Source organism: Veillonella magna DSM 19857 (assembly GCF_000428745.1).
Taxonomy (GTDB): domain Bacteria; phylum Bacillota; class Negativicutes; order Veillonellales; family Veillonellaceae; genus Veillonella_A; species Veillonella_A magna.
Window position 1 is genome coordinate 48,025 of the sequence record NZ_AUAN01000007.1, and the last position, 24,960, is coordinate 72,984.

Here is a 24,960-nt window from a genome sequence, read left to right on the forward strand (position 1 = left end):
ATACCATTATCCTACTATCCCAGTCAACATAAGGTTTATCATTATATTCTCATTTCAATTCACTTGTTTTAAGTTATTGAAAACCAATGACATCGGCAACATATCATCAATTATTTTTATATGCCTTGATTTGTTATTACAACCTTATATTTTCACTATTCAAGCATCATCTTATCACTTAACAGATCTCTTTCCAAACACGGATAATTACCTTTTCACATGCTGTTTCCCTATCTTGTATGCATTTCGCTCACACCGTCCTTCCTTGCTGCTAATTAAGTTTTGTTGACGAATCACTCACGTCTAATTCATCCCTGCTCTTTATACTATAAATTGGTAAGATAACTGCAGCTAGAGTGTTACTGTGGTTCGTGATATAATCAGACCTGTATTATTGTTGGTTACATAATGTTGAAAGACAAACTATACACATGAGAAGGGAGTCATATCCTATGAAAAAATCAATTGTATTGCGTTATGCCGTACTGGCCTCATTAGTTCTTGGCGTAGGCCCCACTGCATCGGCCGCCTACACACCCTCATTGGCTGCTGCCGTTGCCTCTTCCGGTACCGTAAAAGCCACAGCTACTCAAAGCACGCCAAAGACTGATACGACAACTACCGCAAAAACGGATACCAAAGCCGCTGTATCACCTACTAAAGCTGCCGAAGAAGAAGTAGCTCGTATTGCGGCAAAGAATAAAAATGTGGCCACCGAAAAAGCCAAAGCTGCTGCTAAGACATTACCGTTCAGCGACATCGACGGTCATTGGGGGCAGGAAGCCATTCTTTACTTGCACAAAGAAGGCGTGCTCAATGGCTACACCGATGGCACCTTCCGCCCGAACGAAGCCGTGACAACAAACGAATTCACCAACATCTTTGCTAAATCGTTGGACATAGCTAAGAAGCGCCTTGCTAAAGCTGACAAAAAAGATTCTGCCAAAGAAAAACATATAACTGCTACTGCAGCTTCTATTACGGACGGACTCATTACGGATGAAAAAGCCGATGGTATTTCCCGTCAAAAATTCGCTATCGCTGCCGCACGCTATGCCGATGCCTTGGGCATCACCAATATTCACGGAAAAAAAGCCGTTGCATTCAAAGATGCCGATGAATTCGGAGCCGGCGGTTTGAAAGCGGCTACACAATTAGCCCAAGAAGGCTATATCAGCGAAGGCGCTGACGTAAGCTTCCGTCCTCATGACTTCATCACCCGTGCGGAAGCTGCCGCTATTTTATATCGAATTGACACCGGTAAGAACATTAATGCAAAATCCGCTACACCGGCACCAACGGTAACTGCCGTAGCCGATACGAAAGATGCAGACACCATCCTTCGTAAAGAAGCCGCCGAAGAAGGTATTAACAACGATGCCGTTGCCACTTCTGCCGAAGCACAGGACACCTTAGTGGATGCTGCTTTCAAAGAACTAAATCGCCTATATAAAACACCGGGCAATATGCAAAATCATGGTGTAATGTATTGGAAAGACAATGTACTTCACATTGCATTAAAAAGCCAGGATGATTTGGACAAATTGAATGCACGCATCGAAAAGTTAGCTGCCGATGGTAAGCCATTCCTCAAAAACGGAGTTATCACCGAGCCTACTCGTTACAGCCAAGCTGAGTATGATCGCATTACTGCTAACTTTGAGCGCTACTATGCACAGCGTCAGCCGGAAGGCAAAGTCGTATCTGCTTACCCGGATGTAGCCCATAACCAACTCATCGTCAACATTGATAAAGATTTCCCATACATGAACGATTCCATCAAAACTGCCTTTGGTAATAAGGTGCGCGTCTTCTTACTTTCCCCTACCGCCGACACGACATCGGCCAAAGCAGCTGATAAAGCCGGTAATTCATCTACTGCCGAAACCGCTCCGGCCAAGGAGGACGCATGAATCATTCACGCCATGCGATAACTGCTACATTGGCCGCTTTGCTTGTAACAAGCAGCACAACATTAGCGGCTACCGATTCATCCGCGCCGATTACAGTTGTGCGCCCGGTAGTCGCCACGGTTTCCACCGAAACAGCTAAGGATAGCGCTTCAATTCCCGCACCAATTCGTGTTGTTCGACCAAGTGAGGCTTCAAACGCCATACCGTTTAACGGTATGGTAACTTCAAAAGCAGCCACAGCAGCTGCAATTCAAGGCAATACTGCCACAACGATACCATCCACTGACAAGAAAGTTGCCACCCACGCCATACACACGACCGGTACAGAAAAATCCGATAAAGCCATGGGTTCCATCGGCCTTGATACACTGCGGGAAGCTAAGAAATATATTTTCCGCGATGTTCCCAGTACATATTGGGCCGCACAATCCATTGCTACCATGACGCAACAAAATTTAATCAGTGGCTACTCCGACGGCACCTTCCGCCCTGATAAACCGTTGACGCGAGAAGAAGCTGCTTCTCTTTTCAGCAAACTCATCAACGAACCGTCAACGGTTATGATTTCCAGTACATTCTCGGATATTACTTCCGATCGTTGGTCGGCACTGGCCATCGAAGCGGTAGCTCGTAAAAATATTATCAGTGGCTACGGCGATAATACATATCGTCCGGAACAATTCATGTCACGCCAAGAATTTGCAGTGGTAGCCGACAACTACCTACACTATTTGGGTTATGAAACACAGGATCCTACCATCTTGGACAACATTGCCTACAGCGATCAGAAATTTGTAGCCTCTTGGGCTCAAGATGCTGTGCGCGAACTTGCATCACTTCACTTCCTACATTACAATCCGCGCAATTTATTTAATCCGGAAAAATATATCACCCGTGCCGAAGCTACGGAAATTACATATCGTATGACACAAGGTGATACAGGCAAAGCCTTTAAGGACACCTTAATGAAACAAAAAACCGAAGCCGCTGCCGACGCATTAATTGTACGCACCTTTGGTAAAAATTATGATTTCCGTCAGCACGGCGTAAAATATTGGAAAGGTGACACACTTTGGGTTGCCTTTGCTAATGCGGATGATGCCAAGGAATATGGTGCCGCCATCGCCTTTGCTACTGATAAATCTGATTTACGTCACTTGCGTTTAACCACGGGACCTTTGACACAGGCTGCTATTGATGACATGCAAACCGATGCAGCCTATGCATATCACCAGGCACTAGCCGACGGTACAATTCTTGACGTCTATCCCAACACGTCTGTTAAACAGCTCGTTATTGTCGTCAACCATTTGCCGGATGCAGTGAAAAAAGATTTGTCCAAACGCTTTCCGGATGTACAGTTTATCAGCGAAGCAACTCGTGATTCACTCAGTAAGTAATATGTACTCATTAATGCCTGCTCACAAGGATAGTCACGTTCACTATCTTACGTAACATGCTTCTGACAATACATGTCGCACAGTATCAAACAAGAAAAAGGACAGTCAAAAGACTGTCCTTTTTCTTGTTTTACATCACGTGTAATTTAGCAATATTTTATTTATCGCTCAACTTTCCCATCGGCAAATACAATGTACCGGCAGCTCGCGCCGCAATGTCACCTTGCTGGAAAATTAAAAATACATTGTGATCTTCTGTAGCATAAAACTCTTTCGGCACATTGATATCACGCTGTTTATCCTTCATAATACCGCTGTTCACGGCTGTTTTGAAATCTTCCGGTGCATCCGCCAATGCCTTCTGCAATTTTTCCTTATTCACTCCGCCAAAATCACTAAGTGATACTCGTTGACCACTGGTGGTATTAAAAGTAAATGCCTTTACAGTGTTATTTCCGTTGGCTGCTTTATCTTGAATTGTGTAGCTTTTAATAAGAACACTGAACAAACCGTTGCCATTTGCTTTCACATCATATGTAATGTACAAATTGGTAGCGTTGTCATTTTTTAAATTTGTCTTAGTCAAATCCTCTTGCAAATCTTCTACATAATTACTAATGGCTTTATTAATTTTTTTCTGTACCGTTTTACTTACCGAGGTCACTTCCGGATATGTAATATCCATATGATTTCCTTTTACTGCTACCGGCGACACTCCCACTTGGAGACGCTGATAAAAATTATTCGCATTCGGCGCCATCACCATCATGCTGGCGCGCGCTTCTTTGTCACTGTTTTCTCGTACTACTTTATTTGTAGTCGGCGCTGCCGTATCTGAAATTCGCGTACTTACAATCCCCGTTGTATTAACATTCGGCGATACTTTTACGACAGGCACAGTTTCCGATGTCACGGCCGATGCATCATGAGCCATAGCACCGAAAGGCAACGCCATAACAGCTAACATTGCTAACTTCTGAGCATAACGCATATATTCCTCACTTCCTCCGATTACTACATCGGTACACACAACACATAACGATGATACTTGCTAATTATGTATATTATCGCATAAGACTATGAATTTTTCATTAAGACACCCATTATACATTTAGTTTATTCTGTCATTGTCTTTCAAGAAAAGATATTTATTTCATTTTTGCACTACAATTCTCCCTACAACAAACACATCTCTATGTATTGTACTTATTTTTAAGTACAATCTTGTATACACAATGTACTTCCTTGCTTTTTGTCCTTCTAAATAGTACAATTGTAAATAATTGGGTACGGGGTTTTTTTATTTACTGTAAGGAGGTTTTTCACAATGAAGCATGATTTTATGAGTCACGATCTTCATTTGCCGGAACTTACATTCCGCGGTATGCTTCTCGGTATTTTGATTACCGTCATCTTTACCGCATCCAATGTATACTTGGGCTTAAAAGTAGGTCTTACTTTCTCGTCCTCCATTCCGGCCGCCGTTATTTCAATGGCGATTTTACGTTTCTTTAAGGATTCCAATGTATTGGAAAACAATATGGTACAAACGCAGGCATCCGCAGCCGGTACACTATCCGCAGTTATCTTCGTATTACCCGGCCTGTTGATGCTCGGTTATTGGCAAGGATTTCCCTTTGCACAGACATTACTACTTTGTGCCTGCGGTGGTTGTTTAGGCGTGCTATTCACAATTCCGCTGCGCCGTGCTATGGTTGTTAACAGCGACTTACCGTATCCGGAAGGACGAGCTGCTGCCGAAATTCTTAAAGTTGGCAGTCAGTCGCATGATCCGTCCGCAACGACGAAGAGTTCAAGTGGGATGAAGGAAATCGTCGGTGGCGGCATTTTTGCCGGCATTATCAGCTTATGTACTAACGGCTTCCACTTCTTAGCCGGCGAAATGAGTTTTTGGTTTGCCGTAGGGCGCGGTACTACACAGTTGCCGTTTGGTTTTTCCACAGCTCTTCTTGGTGCCGGTTACCTCATCGGTATTGCCAGCGGTATCGCTATTTTAATCGGTATGATTATTGCTTGGGCCGGCTTTGTTCCGTACCTAACTAACAGCTTACCGATGGGCGATGCTAAATCGCTAAGTGCCTTTGCCATGAGCGTTTGGAAATCCAAGGTTCGTTTTATCGGTGCCGGCTGTATCGGTATTGCTGCTATTTGGACTTTGCTGACATTGACCAAGCCTATATTGGAAGGTATGAAAATTTCTTTGCAAAGCATGAAGATGAGCAACGAAGAACGTGCAACGCATCGTATGGACACCGATATGAAGCCAACCACGGTAGGACTTGTATTCGTCGCTATTATCATCGGCCTTATTGTTTGCTTCTATTCATTTGTCAGTGCTGTTGATATCAGCCCGGTTCTTATGTGGACCTTGGTAGTATGCGGTATCGTAATTTCTCTCTGTATCGGTTTCTTCGTGGCTGCTGCTTGCGGTTACATGGCCGGTCTTATCGGTACCTCTGCCAGTCCTATCTCCGGTATTGGTATTTTAGGGATTATTATCTCCTCCCTCGTTGTATTTGCTATCGCCTCCGCAAATAATTTGTTTGCTACGGAAGCAGGTACTAAATTTGCTACCGCTATGGCGCTCTTCATGACAAGCGTAGTCGTATGTATTGCCGCAATTTCCAATGATAACCTGCAGGATCTTAAAACCGGCCAACTCGTAGGCGCTACACCGTGGAAACAGCAGGTGGCTCTTCTCATTGGTTCTATCGCTGGGGCTATCGCGATTGCTCCGGTATTAAATCTTTTATATCAAGCCTATGGTTTCACCGGTGCATTACCTCGTCCGGACATGGATCCATCCGCCGCTTTATCTGCACCACAGGCTACCTTGATGACGACTATTGCTCAAGGTATTTTCAGTTCTAACCTTGATTGGAACTATATTCTTATCGGCGTTGGTGTTGGCATAATTTGTATTATCGTAAACTTAATTCTCAAAAGTACAACAGCCACACTTTCCCTACCACCACTGGCTATCGGGATGGGTATTTATTTACCGCCATCTCTTGAAATGCCAATCGTTATGGGATCTGTTATGAGTTACTTCGTAGGTAAGTACCTCGTTCAGCGTGCCAAGGAACGAAGCGGTGAATTAGCTGATGCCGATGTAGAACAATGCAATCGTCGCGGCGTACTTTTCGCTTCCGGCATGATTGTCGGCGAAAGCTTAATCGGTGTACTCATTGCTATTGTTATCGTATTATCCGTTACATCCGGCGGCAGCGAAGATCCGCTGTCTCTTGTTGGTAAAGACTTTACCAATACAGCCGAATGGTTAGGCCTCGCCGTATTTATTGCTGTTATCGCTTACTTCATTCGCTTGGTAGTATCTACTAAATTCAACAAAGAAGAAGCACTGGAAATGAAACGCGTTAGCGAAGAAAAATAATAAATAAAATAAGCCTGTATATCTCAGCGGTCAAGTGCTATAACACGACACGCCTATGATATACAGGCTATTTTTATTTGTCAGAAGAAATATAATTTACATGCAACCAGAAATTTTCCTCTATTTCTAATGTACTATGCCATCACAATCATAGTGACAAAATGTAATAATATTATTTCTGTATCGTTGCGGTAGTACCCTCCGCAGCCTCTTCATCCTGCCGGGCAGATATTTCGGTGGTTTCCTTAACAGTCGTATCAGCGTCTGTTACTATCGGTTGATTCTGCGCTGTTGACTCAGCCGGCATCATAGTTGTCATCGGTGCTGCCGGTTGTGCCTGTGCAAAATTAGTCGCAATGACCTGACCGGTAACCGCATCAAGCGACACGTCATAAACTACACCTTCATGAGTAGCCAAAGCTCTGTATATCGGGTGAAGGGCTACTTGCGATACAGGTGCTTTCACCTGAATTAAAGAAATATCCTTGAATGCAAGCTGATCCTCCGGTATATTAACAGTTTTTGCTACAATACTGCGTGCTGTCGTTTCATCCAATATGGCCATCTGCTGGTGCTTTACTTTATTTGTCGTTGCCTGCTGCAAATTAGTTGACTGTTGTTCTGCGGCTGTCTGATTCTCTGCTACCGGTTGCGCCTGTACATTTTCTGCCATTGCTTCATCGGTAGCTGTCATTGATGCACTCGGTGTTGCCGGCGATGCCTGCACATCATAAGATGCCGCACTACTGATACCAAAACCACCCATCACCGTTAATGCTAATGCTCCAGCAAAGGCTCGGCGACCCCATGTCTTGTAATGTACAGGAGATACGCTGCTCTTGATCTGTGTCATAGTTGCTTTTGTTTCTGTCTGTTTCATATACATTCCTCACCTTTCTGTTCATATCTATATACATCATACATAAGACTATACATCGTCTTTATTTACTATGTATTAAATTATATATCAACAATATGAAAATATAGTGAAGATAGTTATAATATGCATTCCACAACTACTATCGTTCCAAAAATCTAAATACGCTAATCTCTCGCGGACAATTCATACGCACCGGGAACCAATGCCCCGTCCCGTTATTGACATATCCATAATTATTACCATTGCGGTACATTCCCTTCCAATACGGTGTTCCTACTGGTACCAATGAATTACCGGCCACATTAATCTGACCACCGTGAGTATGACCACTTAAAGTAACGGGAATATTTCGTTTAAATGCATCGCCAATAAAATCCGGATGATGCGCCAATAAAACAACAAATGCTTCTTGCGGCACTCCTTCCAGAGCCGCTTCAAGATAAGATTCTCTCTGTGCCTGACTGCGCGCAAAAGAATAATCTACGCCGGCTAAATATACAGGCCATGAACCACCACTGAGTCGAAGCGATGAATTCCGAAATACACGCATTGATAAGGCCCCGAATGATTCTAAAATAAGCGGTACATTATGAAAGTACTCATGGTTCCCTAAAATATAGTCGATTCCATCAGGGATTTTAGGGAATAAGGCTTCCAATCGTTCGCATAGTCCCGGCAAAAAGTCAAGATTGTCAATTAAATCGCCGGTAATTACCAGACGATCCGGATGTTCTGCCAACACTCGCTCCGCAATCTCATCAAAATCATGCAAATCAATAAATGGTCCTATATGGACATCACTGATTTGTGCAATCCTATAGTTCTTCAAATACATCGGTAAGCTATCGAACAGCAGGTCATGATGAGTAACCACTAAATTTTGTGCACCTTCAAATGCCTTAACCGAGGCTCCGCCTATAGTAATTGCCGGAATAGCAATGGCTGCCCCCTTTAAAAATGCTCGGCGCGATGGATTTGCCACGCCATCATCTGCGATTATCGTTCCTCTCGGATCATCTGTTGCACCTGTACTTGCCATCTTTGTTGGTTTACAAAATCTGCACCACAACCATCCATAACCAACGAGAACTGCCATCAATGCCACCGCTACGGCGGCACCGATCATATATCCGTATACTTCAATCGTCCAATCGCGCCAAAAGCCATACCATTCACCATGATATAAATGGCCCTGTGCAATTTGATAATATGCCGCTCCAAAAACAGCAACAATCTCTATCCCTAAAAGGCTCCAAAACCAACGTTTTTTCTGCGGTACTCCCCATAAACGCAATGGTAAATACGCCATGCCCAACATAATCAGCAAGGTACCAATACTCACAACTGTTAAAAAGATAACTCTCATGTATGGCGTCTCCTTCCTTATTCATAGCAGAATGTTACACGCACTATGATTGACAAAAAACAGTAAGCTTACCGTGAGGCCCGGCCCAAGGCAAAGTAGCAAACTCTTCTTTGCGCAGCCAACACCATCCCTCCGGTAGCGTCGGTAACGCGTTTTTTCCTTTACCTTCACTCCGTACTTTACTGTCATCCACGACTTTATTGCTATCCGTCTCTTTTACTTCTGCTTGTATGGACTCTAATGTACCCTCATATACATCCATAATCCATCGGCGATGGGAGAATACGTGAACCAGCTCCGTTACTTTTTCTTCTTTAATTACCACAGATAGTCCCAGTGCCGCCAACTCAGACTGTATAGCAGCTACACCTTCTTCGTATACATGTCGTCGATCATAGGCATTCGGCTTTGGCAATATCGCCGATGTACGGCGTTTACCTCCGGGTTTCTTTTTTACCTCAAACGCATCATTTGTAACTATATCCGAAAATAATATCTCTTCCTTGCGTGAGATATGCTCATCATTTTTCTTTGGTTCCGGCAAGGGTGCCAACTCGACAGTAGGAAACTCCCACATAGATCGCAATAATCCCCGATTCGGGCGCCGATGCAACAAATAATATCCCTTATAGGAAAAAAGTCCCACCCAAAGTGGGATGGTAGGTACTTTTGTATTTTTTATTCGCACCGGTAAATCCTTTGCCGTACCTGCTGCCAACGCTCGGCACATATTTGCCAATGGACATACTTCACAACGCGGTACTTTCGGAATACATACAGAAGCACCAAAATCCATAAGCGCTTCATTAAAATCACCGGGGCGATCATATGGCATCGTTTCCGACACTAAAGCTTCAATCTGTTTACGCCCGGCCGTTTTTAAAATATCATCGTGAATATCATACAGACGCGCATAGACGCGTAACACATTACCGTCCACAGCCGGTTCCCGTTGATTAAACGCAATAGATAGTACTGCTCCCGCCGTATATGCGCCTACGCCGCGTAGACTTTCCATCGCTTTACGATCGCGCGGTACTTGACCGCCGTATTTATTCACGACTTCCTGTACCCCAAGTCTTAAGTTGCGCGCTCGTGAATAATAGCCCAGTCCCTGCCAAGCACGAACCACCGTATCTTCATCGGCAGCCGCTAAATCTTCCATTGTCGGAAATTGCCGCATCCACTGCTCGTAGTATGGTCGCATCGCTTCGATACGAGTTTGCTGTGACATAATTTCCGATACCCAAATACGATAAGGGTCTTTACTTTCCCGCCAAGGCAGAGCCCGCTTGTGTACGTCATACCACGCGAGTAACTGTAATGTCCACGCCGGTATATTAACTTCATTTTTATTATTCATGGGAATACCCCTCATAAATCCATTCTTTACAGAGCACTTCATCCTCTAATTCAGCAATAGTTTCTACCGGTTGTAACCACATATGCTCTACTGCTTCATTATCATCGGCAAATGTAATAACGCCTTTCAGCCGATATCCCTTAAAAAGTTCCGGCAGCCAAACTCTGTCGCCTTTCCACATAGATTCATACGGAATATCCTGTATCGCAAACCATTGTGGTTCCATTTCTTCCGACATAAGCGGCAGTCCCTCATACTGAGAAATCATATATACATAACCGATATGAGTAAGCTCCGGTGCAGCAGGAAAAACAAAATTAAAAAGCGCTACTGCCTCCAAATGATTTGGATCCGCTACCAACGATACCTCCTCAAATAATTCTCGCACCATACAATCGCGAAATATTTCACCATCTTGTACCTTACCGCCAAATCCATTATACTTATCTGCACCGAAGCCACGTCTCTTGCGCCCCAGCAATATATTTCCATTCCCATCAACGGGAAATCCTAATGTCGTTGGTTTCATTGTTCCTCCATTATTCTTCGTTACGTTATTCATTGTAATTTTATATATATTATAACAATACTGCCAAAATCTACCAACATATGATAGTATAGTATCAGTGAGGTGTATTATGAATAATCCATTACTGTTTAATATTGCCATGGGGCGTACCAAACCAGAAAATATCCGCCACAAAGACGCCGATTGTCCCTTTTGCCATCCGGAACAGTTGACGGATATTTTAGCACAGGACGGCTCCATCATATGGCTCATGAATAAATATCCCGTATTGGAACGGACTTGGCAAACAGTTATCATTGAAGGCGATGACTGTCACAGCGAATACTCGCGCTTTCCCTTGGATAAGGCCGAACACGTCTTGTCCTTTTCGTTGGAAAAATGGCAAGAAACTATGGCGCGACCGGAATTTACTTCCGTTCTGTACTTTAAAAATTACGGGCCCATGTCGGGTGGCTCCATCCGTCATCCCCACAGCCAAATCGTCGGTCTTTACGACTACGATTATCGCGAGGACATAAAAGAATATCATCTTGATGGCTGGACCGTAGGCGAAACCGATGCTTATCGTATTACTATTTCCGATAAACCCATTATCGGCTTTTTCGAATTCAACATTCAGTTCGATTCGCATTGCCATCGACGAGTACTAGCACTCCGCATTCAACAAATCTTACGATATTTGTTGGGAGATTTTTCACGGTATGCTGCGTCATACAACTTATTCTTTTACGACCTTCACACCTCGCATTACTATGTAAAAATCGTACCGCGCTATTTAACGTCACCACTGTATGTCGGTTATCGTATCAGCCAAGTAGGTAATAACGAACGCATCCACTCTATGCTGGACGAACTGCGCGCAGCCATAAAGAATTGAGTATCTGTTTGCGTCATACATAATTAGTAACATATACTCGCTGATGAAAAGGAGTTTTTTATGAAAATTTTCGCCATTGGCGATTTGCATTTATCCGGTACACCACCACAAAAACCTATGGACGTCTTCGGTGAACACTGGCATAATCATTGGGAAAAGATTCGTACCCACTGGCAACAATCCGTCACTGATGACGACATTGTATTTATCGTCGGCGACACATCGTGGGCCATGCGTCTTGACGCCGCTTTGGAAGATCTTCAATCTATCATGACCTTGCCCGGACAAAAATATATCATCCGCGGCAACCACGACTATTGGTGGACCGGTGTAAGTAAAATGACCAAAGTCACCGATGGTGGGTTGACTTTCTTACAAGGCCACGGACTTGCCGTACCGGCATCCTTAACGCCTCAATCAGCCGTGCTTCTTGCTTTTGGCGGAACCCGAGGCTATTTATGTCCTAACGATGGCGGCTTCACTCCGGACACAGACGACAGCATCTATGCCCGTGAACTGCTTCGCACGGAAGCTGCTTTAAAGGAAATGGATGCAGCTATAACAAAGCTATCGGCAACAACCGATGCTCCGCCACTACGGATATTGTTACTGCATTATCCACCGTTTAACGATAAAAATGAAGCCAGCGGATTTACAGAGCTAATGGAGCGCTATCACGTAGACCACTGTATTTTCGGACATCTCCACGACAGCCTTTCTTTTTCTCGTATTCCCGAATCGGCCGGTCACACGCGGCTCCATTTAGTATCTGCGGACTACATGAATTTTTCATTAAAACAGATTTTATAAAACAACGATTACAAAATAAATTCTATACATTAATTAATAGGAGAGACTATGAGTCGCATTCACAAAGAGCATCTACAGGCCGGCTACATTTTCGGTGATCCGACCAACGAAGAATATATTTATCTACCCGCCGGCGAGGTGGGTACTGACGCACCTATGTGCGTCATCGAGCGCGGTTCCTCCCGTGAAGATATTTCTTTAGATGAGGCAGCGCACTTAATTGATACACTTACCTTGAAAGCCTGTCAACATCCTACGTTAGGAAGACGCTCCTTTTAGAAAATAATCATACACAATTCTTCTATAAAAATATGCCGCGTAAACGACACATAGCATTCTGTCGTTTACGCGGCATATTTTATATTCCCAGGCTATGTACTATCGGCTCATACACGATATGTAAAAACCCCCAAACACCAAGCCCGCACGCAGCGCCCACCAAGGCACCGTTAATACGTATCCAGCTTAAATCATCCTCCACCTTCGACTCGATAAAATAAATAAATCGCTCCGTAGACAACCCCTTCAATACCTGTCGCACTATAACGCCAATAAGCGCATGCCCCTGGTAAAGCACATATTCTGCCAAACGATGACAAGCAGCTTCCAATTGCTTTCTAATCTGAGGACGAGAACCATAGACTTTCCATAATTCCTGTAAGGATTGCTCCAATACTGCCGCCGGAGTTTCTTTAGTAACCAGTTCATCCACATAAGGGCAAACGTAGGTGAGAATAACTTGCTCCCAATTTTCTTCCGCAATCCATTGTCGGAAGGTTTTATCAATGGTGCCTGTAACTGTGCTGTTATACGCCATAGTTTCTATCGGTATCACCCACTGTTGCATCCAAACCAACCGTTCCCGACTGCCCGGTTGCTTCCATCGTTCTAATAAACGATGTAATTCATGTAGCAAAGAAACAGCCATATCTCGCGCATTAATAATGTCTGTTGCCTCTGACAAACCAATAATAAGTGCCTTCCACAAATCATCTTTCTTCTTTTGTATTTCCTCATCAATAAGATTGGTCACCCATTGAATAACACCGGGCCTGTCTAACTGCTGTTGTAATTCATCAAGCCATTTTATAATAATTGCTTCATGTCTATTTTCTCTGCACACCGCAAGCAACCATTGTTGTAGCGGTCCGACAATCGACTGCTGCTCTAATATACTGCGCAATTTTCCACCGCCCCATTTGGCCCATTCAGCTTGCGTACGCTGCTGCCAAAGTTGTAAGAGCCCTATCTGCAGCAATGATTGTAATTGCGCTCGTCCCTTAGTTCCGGTAATATATCGATCCAATAACGGCATAAACCGTACTGTTGCCAATGCCATCTTACAACGTTCTAAGGTAAGTAATTTTGTATCCGCCAGTTGAGCAATTCCTTCAATAAGCCTATCTTTATTACGCGGAATCAATTCCGTATGATACGGTACTCCCAACGGTTTTCTGAATAAAGCCGTAACAGCAAACCAATCGGCTACGCTGCCGATAAGTGCCGACTGTACTACCCAGTACAAGGCTTCATACCAAACAGCGGTCGTATAGAATTGTCCGATAAAAACAAACGTGTATAGCACTGCCGACACCAATAATACTCTGTCGGCCCAGCGTCGTCTCACGCCTTTGGTATTCATACAAACAAACTCCTTCGTATCACTTCCGCCACCATATAAAATACTCCGCCTAACATGGCCCCTACCAACGAACCATTAATGCGAATCATCTGCAAATCATAATCCAGTTTATCCCGCACAAGAGTAGCAAGTTTTTCCGGTGCATACGCAGACATTTCTTTTACCACTGCCGTATCCACAAATCGACGCACCCGTCGTAACCACGGCACCATACTTACCAATACAACCCGTTCCACCGCTGCCAAGCGTATCTCATCTGTTAATAACGCTTCCGCATACTCTATAATTTTTATTTCCGCCATAGCCCAAAGTGACTGACTTGATGTAATCATATCTTCGGCTGTTAATTCCTCCAGCCGATTGATAACCCAATGATCCTTTTTAGACTCTATATATGCTTGCCATGTCGAGTTATGCGATAGCTCATTAACCACGCCGATAGCTTTGGCATACACATATTGTCCCAGCGGCGATGCTAAGGATTCCTGTGATGCCAAATACGCCGCACCTTTTCGCTGGATTAAATCCGTAATATGTTCCGGTGACACGCTGTCGCCTCCAAAAGCCAATGCGACCTCACGCCAAAAAGAATCTTCTGCATAACGATTCATCATAGCTGCTACTACGCTGGCAATATATGGCCGCAACCCATTGGCCTGTATCAATTGTCTAAGCAAGCGATTTATGTAAAGCCATAATACGGAAGCCGTCTGTGGCTTCAAAAGGCTCTGACAAAAATGAATTAAAAACGGAGTCACCTGCCAATGAGTGACTCCCCTCATGGCCGTCCGGCGCAGTTCTTGCCATAATGGTTCCAATTCGACTGTATCTGCCACCCGTTTGCACATACTAAACAGCATTTTCTTCCAGTGCATCCTGCCTTCATCACTCAAGAAATATACTATTATGCGCCGCACCGCATGTTCACGTTTAATAATACGATACATATGCGGCACTCGTAATAGTTCATCCACCATCATCACCCGAGCCATTTCGATAAGGCGTCCTTTGCTACGCGAAATTAATGCGGTCTTATATTTGATTCCCAACGGTCTCTCAAAAAGAGCGGTTACTGCATACCAATCGGCCAATCCCCCGATCATAGCCGCCCCGAATACATGCATCAAAAAAGCAAAAAACGGATGCGCCCGGAAAGGATATACGCCAAGAAAACCTATAGCCATTGCAATTAATAGTAAGGTAGCATACTGTCGCCTATGTTGTTTTACCATCGTTCTTCCTTCCGTCAGTAGCTGCGATTGGCATCGATACTGACTCATAGCGTTGTCATATCGCCGTCTTTGTCCGGAATCCATAAAGGCATATCCTCATACAAAGCCTTAAAATATAAAGACGGTTTCCATTTTGGACCATTGGCATGCATGGGCACGAAAAGCTGTTTCACCTTAGCCACATGTAAAAACTCAATAGGCCCCCACTCGCGGGCTGCTTCGAGACGGGCATCTACCGGAAACATAACCACATCGGCTTGCATACCACGCACCCGTTCAAATTCCTGCACTGCATAGTTCCGAGCAAATCGATTATTTTCATCAGTATCACCTAACCAATGCCACCAATTCAAATCGCCTGCGTGAAACACCGTATATTCTCCATTGTTTACTAAGAAGGAGCCACCTTCATCAGTGGAACCATACATGGTCACCATTACCTGTCCCAGTAAAACAACGTTACCTACATCCATAACCGTAGTGCGATTCTTAGGCATCCCTTCATGAGGTACATCTCGATGCACAATATATCGTGTCGTTTCACCATCATCAAAATCCAAAATAGCCGGTACATAATGATCGCCGTGCCAATGACTGACAAAAAACCAAAGTTCCCGACCCTTTTGAGCAAACCATTCTACAATACCGGCCGGATCCTTATAATAATCGAATACATATACGCGGTTGCCATCATCCCAAGCAAATCCACTGTGATTTAAATAATATAATTTCATAGCCATCCATCCTTAACCATAATGTTATTTTGATTTTATTGTGAAAGCATTGTCTTTCCTATTAATCGTCTGTCATTGCACACTTATCGATGACAGTTCACTTTTGCATTTTATGTAAACCTACTGTTTCAAATGATAATTTTATTAATTACAACTATATTATACCACTTACCTATGTAAAATAAAAACTCCGCTATATCGCGAGTACGCCATATAGCGGAGTTCTTCATGGCCCAATCTCAAAGATAATCATTGTTAAATTAGAGCCAACATATGCAATTATAATTAGTCGATGCTTTCAGCGGCAGCAATAGCAGCTACGTCAACAACATCCTGTGCGAAGCAACCGCGGGACAAGTCATGTACCGGTTTAGCCAAACCTTGAATCAATGGGCCAAGAGCCGTAGCACCGGCAAAGCGCTGTACCAACTTGTAACCAATGTTAGCCGCCTGTAAATCCGGGAAGATAAGAATATTAGCACGACCGGCTACTTTGCTATCCGGAGCTTTACGGGATGCCACGGACGGTTCAATGGAAGCATCCAACTGAAGTTCGCCATCGAAATCAAAATCAACATTGCGGCCCTTCAAGATATTAACAGCTTCTACAACTTTATCTACTTCCGGAGAAGAAGCGGATCCCTTTGTAGAGAAAGAGAGGAATGCCACGCGCGGATCGGCCATACCGGCTACTTTGCGAGCTTTTTCTACTGCAGATGTAGCAATATCGGCAAGCTGTTCGGACGTCGGGTTCGGGATAACGCCGCAGTCTGAGAATACGAGCATACCATTATCACCATACTGCTTAGCATCGGTGAACAAGAACATAGAGCTGGAAACAGTTTTAAGACCCGGTTTGGTTCCCACTACCTGCAAAGCGGCACGTAATACGTTAGCTGTCGGGCTAGCAGAGCCGGCTACCATGCCGTCAACTACGCCCAGACGAACAAGCATAGCGCCGAAGAAGAGGCAATCGCCAAGCATTGTTGCTTTTGCTTTTTCCTGAGTCATACCTTTTTTAGCGCGTAATTCAACGAAAGTATCTACCATTTCCCCAAGACGATCATACGTTTCCGGATTGATAATTTCCGCACCTTCTACGGAGAAACCGGCTTCTTTGGCAGCTGCTTTGATTTCGTCCGGATTACCTACCAATACCGGTGTTACGAAACCTTCTTTGACGATGGTCTGCGTAGCTTCCAATACACGTACATCTTTATATTCCGGCAATACAATTTTTTTGCCTAACGGTTTTACCTGTGCTTTTAAGTTCTGTACTAAATCCACGTTATCTTCCTCCTTATGATGAGCGACATTCAAAACGTTCGCTTGTAACGCCTCTATTATACCAAATATGCAAGAGAGATTAAAGGTTTATTTGTCATATCCTACATGCTTTGTCAACCATAGTCCAAGACCTAAGGCGATTACACCGAGCACGGTTAAATAAGCCACTACGCCGGGCCAGCTCCAAAATGTTAAAAATTGTCCGCCCAACGATCCAAACACGCTGGCACCAATATAATAAAAGAGCATATATAAAGCGGTAATCTCCGCCTTATCCGCCGAATCTAAACGGCCCGCCCAACTGCAAGCTGCCGAATGCGCACCGAAAAAGCCAAAGGTAAAAATGCCAATTCCCAACAACTTAATTACAATCGGCATAAATACGGATACCAATGAACCGACAAGCATACAAACCACGGACAGACAAATAACCTTGCCATTACCGATAGAATCCGACATCATCCCCATAACTGTCGATGACACGGTTCCTAACAAATACAACAAATAAACAAAACCGATGGCAGTCTGACTAAAATGGTACGGCGGAGCTAATAGTATATAGCTGATAAAATTATAAACACAGACAAAGGATCCCATAATCAGCATCGCCACCACATACACACCTACCAGATTACGGTTACTCAAAATACGGCGCCCTTCATTCCACAACCGATGCCACGGAATAGGCGGCTGGCGCACAGCTTTCGGCTTCGGCAGTAACACCCAAAACAAAATCCCTAATACAATATATAAAATTGCTTCGATAGCTAATGCATATCGCCACGACATATAATCTGTCAGAGTACTGAGAAGGATTCGCCCTACTAAACCGCCTACCGAGGTACCGCTCACATAAATACCCACTACGCCCCCAATAATGGATGGATCGAATTCTTCATTAATGTAAGCCACTGCCATTGCCGGAAATCCGGCTAACAGCATACCTTGGCACAACCGCATCAGCAGAATAAGATGAAAATACGAACTCACCGCAATAAGCACCGCCAATACCGATGATAAGAGCAAACCAATAACCATCGTCAACCGTCGTTCCAATCGATTTGCCACACCGGCAATTAATAGCATTGATGCTGCCATACCACCGGTGCCAAACGAAACGGCCAAACTCGCCGTTGTCGGCTGCAATGTAAATGTTTTAGCCAGTACAGGAATAATCGGCTGTACACAATACTCGACACCAAAGGCAATCAAGCTACCAATAAATAAAGCTATAATCGCTTTATAATACTCCGTCGTTTTACTTTGTATACGCTCCAAGCTCTCCACCTCCACGTAGGTCCTTTTTCTCTAAAAGCTATACTTTTTATTACTATCATCCTCTTAGTATACTTTTTATTCATGCGTCCTATGTTTTCTAAGTACAACTCTGCTATAATCTAATTATACTCCAAAGTACATCCTCGTGCGACGGAGATACCTATTTTTTATTGTACTTATATTTTTTAGGAGCTATTATTCAGGAGTAAAATCACTATACTCCCATGCTCGAAAGGAGATGAGATGTATGTCCTCACCATCTGAAGCAGTACCAAAACGGACAAAACTGCAAAACGGCGGTCTTATAGCCGGCTTTCTACTGCTCATCGCCATCTTGTTAATTCCTACCGCACCCACCCTAACCAGTGCGGGGCATCGTATGATTGCCATTTTATTTTTCTCCATTGTCATCTGGATGACCAGTGCCGTATCCTATCCGGTTAGCGCCACTATGATTACGGCTCTCACGGCAATGCTTCTCGGCACATCGCCGGATATGGCTAATCCCGCCAAGCTAATGGGAACAAAAAATGCCTTGTCCTTAGCTATCTCCGGTTACTCCAACACAGCTTGGGCATTAGTAGCCGCCGCTATGTTTATTTCGGTGGCCATGACCAAAACCGGTTTGGATCGGCGTATTGCTATTTCCGTTTTATCCAAAGTAGGAACTAAAGTAAGTCGCATTTATATCGGCGTTATCGCCACCGGCTTTATTCTCTCCTTCTTTGTCCCCAGTTCCACGGCTCGCTTGGCCTGCCTCATTCCGATTATTCTCGGTATCATCGAAAACCTAGGCGTTAATAAGCACAGCCGTTTCGCTTCGCTGCTCGTCATCGGAGCTGCCCAAGCCGATACGCTTTGGAACATCATGGTTCAAACCGCAGCTGCACAGAACCTCATTGCCGTAGGCTTTATTAACAGTCAGCTTCATACTCATATCAGCTGGCTCAACTGGTTATTGGCCGCAGCCCCGTTCTCCCTTATTATGGTCGTTATTTATTACTTCCTATCCTTGAAGCTGATCAAACCGGAATTCTCGGAACTCCCCGGGGGGAAAGAACAAATTCAACGCATGAAGGATGCTATGGGTCCCATGAGTTTTGATGAAAAGAAACTACTCACCATCTCCATTATTCTTCTCGGCTTCTGGGCCACCGGCGGTAAGTTGCACAGTTTCGATACATCCACAACAACCATCGTTGCTATTGCGCTTTTCTTTATGCCTGGCATTGGCATTATGGATTGGAAATTCGCTCAACCTCGTATCGGTTGGGGTTCCATCGTTATGTTCGGTGTCGGCATCAGTCTCGGTACGGCATTGTTGAAAACTAAAGCTGCACTTTGGTTGGCCGATGCTTTCATCAATGCCTTCTCCCTCGATCAGGCCGGAGCTTTGGCTCTCATCGCTATTATTGCTGCCTTTCTCATTTTAATTCATCTCGGCTTTGCATCAGCCACCGCTTTGGCAGCTGCCATGATTCCTATTGTTATTTCCATATTCCAACGTGTTGCCTTACCCGGCATTGACGCTGCGGCAGCTACAATGATTTTACAGTTCTCCGTTTGCTTTGGTTTTATCTTACCGGTTAACTCACCACAAGGGATGGTGGCCTATAGCTCGGATACCTTTGAAGTTAAAGATTTCATCAAAACCGGCGTACCAATTACCATCATCGGATATATTTTATTAGTAGTTATGGCCGCTACCTATTGGCATTGGTTGGGATATGTATAAAAACATTTAGTACTATTTACTAGGTTCTTCTATTTAATAGTTTTCATAATTTATTATAGAAAGCGTTGCTCGCAGGCACAGATAAATAAATTCCAGCATTTATTTCTTCTCTACTGTGAACAACGCTTTTCTATATTCTTTACGTATACCCAACTATTTCTAATAGCTGACTCCGTCGGTCGCACCGGTACTTTTAAATAACTTTGCACACTATCATACAAAATATCATTCTTTCCAATCCGACCTATCCATGATGAGGGATAGGGGATTTTAAACATTCCTACTTGTACGAAATTATCATAAAACATACGGAAATTATCGTTTGATGGTAGTCGCTTGCCATTCCTATCATAGATAAACTCATACTGTATTAAATCCGTCGGCAAAGATACATTGAAACCTTTGCTGCCATGAACACAGCTAAAAATATGTCTGCCTATTTAGATTCTGCTTTTTCCTTTGAAAAAATTAGAGCTGAACTTCTAAATGTGCATTCTACTTTTTATTTTCTACATGATAATTCGAGTCTAGTCGGATACTTAAAGTTAAATGAAGCTATTGAGCTTGTGAGACACCGTAATCAGATGTAAACAAACACATATAACTAACATGATGCCCCACTACAATACGTTAGTATTACCGTTATACTACCATCATAAGCTGTACATTTTCTATACGATATGCTATACTACCAGTGTTTTTCGATATAGATAATAGGAAGGGACTCATTCATGAAAGAATTTATCAAAGGCTTTAAAGAATTCGCCATGCGCGGCAACTTTATCGACCTGGCTGTCGGCGTAGTTATCGGCGCCGCTTTCGGCAAAGTTGTCTCCTCGCTCGTTAGCGATATTATTATGCCGCCTATCGGTGTACTGCTCGGAGGGATTGATTTCTCCGACTTCTTCATTACCTTAAACGGTAAACATGCAGCTACGTTGGCCGAAGCCAAAGCTGCCGGCATCCCGGTATTGGCTTACGGTAGTTTCCTGAACGCTATCGTTCAGTTCTTAATCATAGCCTTTGCTATTTACGTTGTTATTAAACAGGTAAATCGCTTATTCCCCAAACCGGCTCCGGCACCGGAATCACGCAAATGCCCGTTCTGCAAACAGGACATCGCTGATGACGCAACCCGTTGTCCGCATTGCACGTCCGTATTGGATGAAGCTGCTACAAAATAGCATATAACGAAGAAAGCGCCCCTTGCAATTTACGCAAGGGGCGATCTTTTTATATACACATCAACAAAATCAAATGAACATCTTTCATTATTTATAATGTACTACTTAATAACCAATACCGGACATTTAACATGAGCAATTACATGACTGGACACACTGCCAAGAATAAATCCCATAACTGCGCCTAATCCGCTGCTGCCCATAACAATAAGATCTGTACCGCGTTTTTCTGCCAAGTCAACAAGATACCGTTTCGGAGAGCCTACCGCATAAATCGTTTCTACATCAATATTCTTCGGCAAGCTATCTTCGATAGCACTGAGCATATCTTCTCCATGCTGACGTGCTACTTCGCGAATAGCACCTTGTACTTCATTGCCCTGTACTTCCGCACCTTGGCGATCTTCCATCGCTTTCAGAATCCGTTCACTCGCTTTCGGCAACGCTGCGTAGGAATAAGAAAACAGATTTTGTGCATCCACTACATGAACCAAGACAAGTTTGCTACCGTGAAATTGCGCCAATTCCACCGCTTTATCCAACGCACGCATTGCATTGTCAGAACCATCCATAGGAACCATAATTTCTTTATAACCAGCCATACTACGCGCCTCCTTCAAAGGACAACAAGCACACCCGTAACCTATGAAACTCTTTTCTTACCTTGATTATACGCCATCATGATTAAAAAAGCTAGTTATCTTGCATTTTAAATATAGTTTTATAATCGGCTTGTTTACCACCATTCGTTGATATACGTATTTTCTCTGGGAAATACGCTATCCAAGATCGTTACTATTTCATCAGATGCCTGCAAACGTCCTTCATATACCAAGTCCGATGCATCAAGCCGTCCCATGAGAAGAAGGCTGAGCCCGCCGATAGTTATCGTGGCTTCTGCATTGTCCGGCATCTCACTGATTTTTTCTGCACTCATACGACTGCCACCTAATGTCAAGCGATAGGTTCCCGTATTCCACGGTGCCAATGTATCGGTGAGGCCCAAAGTAATTACCTTTTTCATTTCACCTTGTCCGTTACTTTCCGCCAACGACCGTGTCGGCACCTGAGCAAACGCATCAACAACATCTACAATACGGCTCATCATAAACGGCATTGTCGCATACCCTTGCTTACCGTTGGGGTGAAAAATATATGACGTATCCTGCAGCCCTTCGTTCCATCGTATCGTTTCTCCCTGCGAGCGATGATTATAAAGGTAATTCAATAAACTTTTTTGTGCCCGCCGCGTAGTATATACCATTTCACTAACCATAATTTCCGGCTCACCCAATTTATATGCCATATAGCCTTCCACGTTTCCCTTTTCATCGTGCACATAAGCAACCTGCACACCTTCAGCAGTAAAGCTTCCCAGCAAGCGGCGCCATTCTTTTTCGCCGCGCACGGCATAGCCGCTCAGCTTTTTCGTGTATACCTCATATACCGGCGCCAGTAATGTCCACTCTTCTTCGCCGGCTAACAAACCATATGCTAATTCTTTACCCGACAAAGGTCGCAACTCTTCCAGCGGCATCGTCCGCACCCATTGATGAGCATATAAATCCCACCCATATTGCTGATAAAAAGCGGCTTTCGATGGCATAAGAATTGTTAATCCTTGGTGACGTCGACGTAACTCCGTCAGCGCCGCGCCTAGGAGCTGCCCTCCCAAACCTCCGCGCCGAGCAATAGGATGTGTCGCCACACCAACCATATAACTGACCGGTAATTCTGCACCACGCACGCATAATGCATACTGCCGCAAATGAACCGTCGTCAATACTTTTCCGTTTTCTTCACCGACAAGCGTATGTTCCGGTTCATAGTGCTTACTAAAATAATATTGAAAAAACGGATTATCTGCCGGTTCGAAACAATAGGCCCACAAGTCTTTGACTTGATCGTTTATCTTACCTATACGCTTTTCCGCCTCGGACGCCAACATATAATTCATAGCCATAACCTCCTTATACTGTGTCTGTTGTCATTACATTTTATACAAAAAGGAGTCCCCCAAAGGGACTCCTTTTTACATTGCATCGTCGCAATGGTCTTATTCTGCCGGTAACGGACAAATATCGGAATAGACGGCATCATATTTTTCCGCAAAATGATCCGGATGATAGGATTCCTTTGCCTTGCGAAGTCCCGGTAAGCCCATATCTTCTTCACGGTTGATAAACTCGTAATTAGCAAACTCATGACGAATAAATTCATTATTAATCGCCTGATACAAGCCGCGGATTGTAGGATTCGCCTTTTCGATATGAATTAAAGCAATGCGGTCATTCAACGGTTCGCCGATAGTAAAGGCCTCCACACGACCAAACAACTTAATGGCACCACCAACTAAGCCCAATTCATCCCAGTGCTCGAATAATAACTTAATGGCTTCCAATTCATCTTCAATGCCTTCTTCATGATGTGTTTCCACCCACGATTCGGCGGTAGCAATACAATCCGCAAACAAATCTTCCGTCAACGGCATATATTCGTAATTGGTGTACTGCATCCTGAATTGATTCAAATGGTTTTTCTTCTGCCGTAATTTTTTGCCGGACAAATTAATCAAGTCCTGTGATTTATAAATATATTCAAAATTGTCACGGTCCGGCGTAAATTCATAGCAATCCGGGCAAAGCTTTTGCATGCGTTCCATAATAATAGGGTTAACCCCTTTAAGCTGGAATTTTAAATTATTTTGCTTAAACCACTCTTTAGCTCGTTCTAATCCATCGACAAATTTTGCATCCTTCCCAGCAAATGGTGGCAGCAAGAACGGATCACGCTTACCGCCGCCGAGAATATAGAGAACGCCATCCTCTTCAGCCCAGCGAATACCATACGGATCCTGCCACATGTACAATGTTGTAAAACAATTATCGGATGCTTCATAATGATGCTCTGCAAAGTACGCATCAATAAGTGGTTTATCTTTTAACTCAAAACGCTTAAAGTCTAAAATAAGACTCGCCTCCTATATCTATAATTTCATGCTCTGCGCTGCGCATCGGCGCAAGCACATATATTTAAAAAATTCGGTTACGCTTAATTATACTATAGAAGTCGGTTTTGTAAAATAGATTTACAAAAATTTTGTACAATTATTTTGCGTATCATCCAAAGTAAATATATTCTCTATTGTAGTCCATTGCTATGGCAACTACAATATATCTTTACTCCATTTACTGCTCATCTCCGCATAAACTGCAAAGGAAAAGGACCGCACAAGGTACCTGCATAAAGCAGGTCCTGCCTGCGGCCCTTGCCGTTATATATACTGCGAAATCAACTATTAACAACGGTATAATA

Annotated in this window: 21 protein-coding genes; 8 read left to right on the top strand and 13 right to left on the bottom strand. The window is 43.8% G+C overall.

All coding sequences use genetic code 11. The features are described from left to right. The first annotated feature begins 452 nt into the window (after window positions 1-452). Together G344_RS0103140 and G344_RS11415 are read left to right on the top strand one after the other, a co-directional pair. On the top strand, window positions 453-1,913 hold the full coding sequence (locus G344_RS0103140; protein WP_028254919.1) for an S-layer homology domain-containing protein: 1,461 nt from the start codon (window positions 453-455) through the stop codon (window positions 1,911-1,913). After that, a complete protein-coding gene (locus G344_RS11415) occupies window positions 1,910-3,313 on the top strand; it encodes an S-layer homology domain-containing protein (RefSeq protein ID WP_051245707.1) in 1,404 nt (467 codons plus the stop codon). Before G344_RS0103140 ends, G344_RS11415 begins: the two co-directional genes overlap by 4 nt. Before the next feature lie 157 nt (window positions 3,314-3,470). On the opposite strand, the gene G344_RS0103150 is transcribed toward G344_RS11415, so the two are convergent. Next, complete coding sequence (locus G344_RS0103150; protein WP_028254920.1) at window positions 3,471-4,304, bottom strand: PdaC/SigV domain-containing protein; 834 nt, start codon at window positions 4,302-4,304, stop codon at window positions 3,471-3,473. Between the two features lie 336 nt (window positions 4,305-4,640). Here G344_RS0103150 and G344_RS0103155 point away from each other — a divergent pair, with 336 nt between their 5' ends. Continuing rightward, on the top strand, window positions 4,641-6,728 hold the full coding sequence (locus G344_RS0103155; RefSeq protein WP_028254921.1) for an OPT family oligopeptide transporter: 2,088 nt from the start codon (window positions 4,641-4,643) through the stop codon (window positions 6,726-6,728). Window positions 6,729-6,900: 172 nt separating this feature from the next. On the opposite strand, the gene G344_RS0103160 is transcribed toward G344_RS0103155, so the two are convergent. From G344_RS0103160 to G344_RS0103175, 4 genes are all read right to left on the bottom strand, one after another. After that, window positions 6,901-7,608: a hypothetical protein gene (locus G344_RS0103160; RefSeq protein WP_028254922.1), complete on the bottom strand. Its 708-nt coding sequence runs from the start codon at window positions 7,606-7,608 to the stop codon at window positions 6,901-6,903. Window positions 7,609-7,747: 139 nt separating this feature from the next. Next, window positions 7,748-8,974: a metallophosphoesterase gene (locus tag G344_RS0103165; protein WP_028254923.1), complete on the bottom strand. Its 1,227-nt coding sequence runs from the start codon at window positions 8,972-8,974 to the stop codon at window positions 7,748-7,750. A 43-nt stretch (window positions 8,975-9,017) separates the two neighbouring features. Beyond that, complete coding sequence (gene mutY / locus G344_RS11795; RefSeq protein WP_028254924.1) at window positions 9,018-10,337, bottom strand: A/G-specific adenine glycosylase; 1,320 nt, start codon at window positions 10,335-10,337, stop codon at window positions 9,018-9,020. Beyond that, window positions 10,330-10,866: an 8-oxo-dGTP diphosphatase gene (locus G344_RS0103175; RefSeq protein WP_028254925.1), complete on the bottom strand. Its 537-nt coding sequence runs from the start codon at window positions 10,864-10,866 to the stop codon at window positions 10,330-10,332. The genes mutY and G344_RS0103175 overlap by 8 nt, the downstream gene beginning before the upstream one ends. Before the next feature lie 109 nt (window positions 10,867-10,975). Here G344_RS0103175 and G344_RS0103180 point away from each other — a divergent pair, with 109 nt between their 5' ends. Genes G344_RS0103180 through G344_RS0103190 form a run of 3 tightly spaced genes read left to right on the top strand, consistent with a single transcriptional unit; the run spans window position 10,976 to window position 12,832 of the window. Then, window positions 10,976-11,743 carry a DUF4931 domain-containing protein gene (locus G344_RS0103180; RefSeq protein WP_028254926.1) on the top strand — a complete coding sequence of 256 codons (768 nt, stop codon included), beginning with the start codon at window positions 10,976-10,978 and terminating at the stop codon, window positions 11,741-11,743. Window positions 11,744-11,803: 60 nt separating this feature from the next. Beyond that, entirely contained in the window at window positions 11,804-12,553 is a 750-nt protein-coding gene (locus G344_RS0103185) for a metallophosphoesterase (RefSeq protein ID WP_028254927.1), read from the top strand. Between the two features lie 48 nt (window positions 12,554-12,601). Continuing rightward, on the top strand, window positions 12,602-12,832 hold the full coding sequence (locus G344_RS0103190; protein WP_028254928.1) for a hypothetical protein: 231 nt from the start codon (window positions 12,602-12,604) through the stop codon (window positions 12,830-12,832). A gap of 79 nt (window positions 12,833-12,911) precedes the next feature. On the opposite strand, the gene G344_RS0103195 is transcribed toward G344_RS0103190, so the two are convergent. The 5 genes from G344_RS0103195 to G344_RS0103215 all read right to left on the bottom strand — a co-directional run bounded on the left by G344_RS0103195 (window position 12,912) and on the right by G344_RS0103215 (window position 18,726). Further along, a complete protein-coding gene (locus G344_RS0103195) occupies window positions 12,912-14,195 on the bottom strand; it encodes a DUF445 family protein (protein WP_028254929.1) in 1,284 nt (427 codons plus the stop codon). Beyond that, window positions 14,192-15,511 carry a DUF445 family protein gene (locus G344_RS0103200; RefSeq protein ID WP_083963057.1) on the bottom strand — a complete coding sequence of 440 codons (1,320 nt, stop codon included), beginning with the start codon at window positions 15,509-15,511 and terminating at the stop codon, window positions 14,192-14,194. Before G344_RS0103200 ends, G344_RS0103195 begins: the two co-directional genes overlap by 4 nt. Then, window positions 15,472-16,161, bottom strand: a complete 690-nt coding sequence (locus G344_RS0103205) for an MBL fold metallo-hydrolase (RefSeq protein WP_420864497.1) — start codon at window positions 16,159-16,161, stop codon at window positions 15,472-15,474. The genes G344_RS0103200 and G344_RS0103205 overlap by 40 nt, the downstream gene beginning before the upstream one ends. 285 nt (window positions 16,162-16,446) lie before the next feature. After that, window positions 16,447-17,448, bottom strand: coding sequence for a phosphate acetyltransferase (gene pta / locus G344_RS0103210; RefSeq protein WP_028254932.1), 1,002 nt, complete (start codon window positions 17,446-17,448; stop codon window positions 16,447-16,449). A gap of 87 nt (window positions 17,449-17,535) precedes the next feature. Next, window positions 17,536-18,726 carry an MFS transporter gene (locus tag G344_RS0103215; RefSeq protein ID WP_028254933.1) on the bottom strand — a complete coding sequence of 397 codons (1,191 nt, stop codon included), beginning with the start codon at window positions 18,724-18,726 and terminating at the stop codon, window positions 17,536-17,538. A 247-nt stretch (window positions 18,727-18,973) separates the two neighbouring features. Between G344_RS0103215 and G344_RS0103220 the strand changes: the two genes are divergently transcribed. Together G344_RS0103220 and mscL are read left to right on the top strand one after the other, a co-directional pair. Then, on the top strand, window positions 18,974-20,461 hold the full coding sequence (locus G344_RS0103220) for a DASS family sodium-coupled anion symporter (protein ID WP_028254934.1): 1,488 nt from the start codon (window positions 18,974-18,976) through the stop codon (window positions 20,459-20,461). 731 nt (window positions 20,462-21,192) lie between these two features. Continuing rightward, the gene (gene mscL, locus G344_RS0103225) at window positions 21,193-21,645 is read left to right on the top strand and encodes a large-conductance mechanosensitive channel protein MscL (RefSeq protein WP_028254935.1); all 453 of its coding nucleotides are present in this window, start codon (window positions 21,193-21,195) and stop codon (window positions 21,643-21,645) included. 101 nt (window positions 21,646-21,746) lie between these two features. On the opposite strand, the gene G344_RS0103230 is transcribed toward mscL, so the two are convergent. The 3 genes from G344_RS0103230 to G344_RS0103240 form a co-directional block, all read right to left on the bottom strand. After that, the gene (locus tag G344_RS0103230) at window positions 21,747-22,247 is read right to left on the bottom strand and encodes a universal stress protein (RefSeq protein WP_028254936.1); all 501 of its coding nucleotides are present in this window, start codon (window positions 22,245-22,247) and stop codon (window positions 21,747-21,749) included. A 134-nt stretch (window positions 22,248-22,381) separates the two neighbouring features. After that, window positions 22,382-23,602, bottom strand: a complete 1,221-nt coding sequence (locus G344_RS0103235) for a GNAT family N-acetyltransferase (protein WP_028254937.1) — start codon at window positions 23,600-23,602, stop codon at window positions 22,382-22,384. A 99-nt stretch (window positions 23,603-23,701) separates the two neighbouring features. Further along, window positions 23,702-24,613 carry a DUF2156 domain-containing protein gene (locus G344_RS0103240; protein WP_028254938.1) on the bottom strand — a complete coding sequence of 304 codons (912 nt, stop codon included), beginning with the start codon at window positions 24,611-24,613 and terminating at the stop codon, window positions 23,702-23,704. Between the last annotated feature and the right edge of the window lie 347 nt (window positions 24,614-24,960).

What these genes read in the sequence shown, in the direction of transcription:
- G344_RS0103140 (WP_028254919.1), top strand. Translation starts at nt 453, where the DNA reads ATGAAAAAATCAATTGTATTGCGTTATGCCGTACTGGCCTCATTAGTT.
- G344_RS11415 (WP_051245707.1), top strand. Translation starts at nt 1,910, where the DNA reads ATGAATCATTCACGCCATGCGATAACTGCTACATTGGCCGCTTTGCTT.
- G344_RS0103150 (WP_028254920.1), bottom strand. Translation starts at nt 4,304, where the DNA reads ATGCGTTATGCTCAGAAGTTAGCAATGTTAGCTGTTATGGCGTTGCCT.
- G344_RS0103155 (WP_028254921.1), top strand. Translation starts at nt 4,641, where the DNA reads ATGAAGCATGATTTTATGAGTCACGATCTTCATTTGCCGGAACTTACA.
- G344_RS0103160 (WP_028254922.1), bottom strand. Translation starts at nt 7,608, where the DNA reads ATGAAACAGACAGAAACAAAAGCAACTATGACACAGATCAAGAGCAGC.
- G344_RS0103165 (WP_028254923.1), bottom strand. Translation starts at nt 8,974, where the DNA reads ATGAGAGTTATCTTTTTAACAGTTGTGAGTATTGGTACCTTGCTGATT.
- mutY (WP_028254924.1), bottom strand. Translation starts at nt 10,337, where the DNA reads ATGAATAATAAAAATGAAGTTAATATACCGGCGTGGACATTACAGTTA.
- G344_RS0103175 (WP_028254925.1), bottom strand. Translation starts at nt 10,866, where the DNA reads ATGAAACCAACGACATTAGGATTTCCCGTTGATGGGAATGGAAATATA.
- G344_RS0103180 (WP_028254926.1), top strand. Translation starts at nt 10,976, where the DNA reads ATGAATAATCCATTACTGTTTAATATTGCCATGGGGCGTACCAAACCA.
- G344_RS0103185 (WP_028254927.1), top strand. Translation starts at nt 11,804, where the DNA reads ATGAAAATTTTCGCCATTGGCGATTTGCATTTATCCGGTACACCACCA.
- G344_RS0103190 (WP_028254928.1), top strand. Translation starts at nt 12,602, where the DNA reads ATGAGTCGCATTCACAAAGAGCATCTACAGGCCGGCTACATTTTCGGT.
- G344_RS0103195 (WP_028254929.1), bottom strand. Translation starts at nt 14,195, where the DNA reads ATGAATACCAAAGGCGTGAGACGACGCTGGGCCGACAGAGTATTATTG.
- G344_RS0103200 (WP_083963057.1), bottom strand. Translation starts at nt 15,511, where the DNA reads ATGGATTCCGGACAAAGACGGCGATATGACAACGCTATGAGTCAGTAT.
- G344_RS0103205 (WP_420864497.1), bottom strand. Translation starts at nt 16,161, where the DNA reads ATGAAATTATATTATTTAAATCACAGTGGATTTGCTTGGGATGATGGC.
- G344_RS0103220 (WP_028254934.1), top strand. Translation starts at nt 18,974, where the DNA reads ATGTCCTCACCATCTGAAGCAGTACCAAAACGGACAAAACTGCAAAAC.
- mscL (WP_028254935.1), top strand. Translation starts at nt 21,193, where the DNA reads ATGAAAGAATTTATCAAAGGCTTTAAAGAATTCGCCATGCGCGGCAAC.
- G344_RS0103230 (WP_028254936.1), bottom strand. Translation starts at nt 22,247, where the DNA reads ATGGCTGGTTATAAAGAAATTATGGTTCCTATGGATGGTTCTGACAAT.
- G344_RS0103235 (WP_028254937.1), bottom strand. Translation starts at nt 23,602, where the DNA reads ATGAATTATATGTTGGCGTCCGAGGCGGAAAAGCGTATAGGTAAGATA.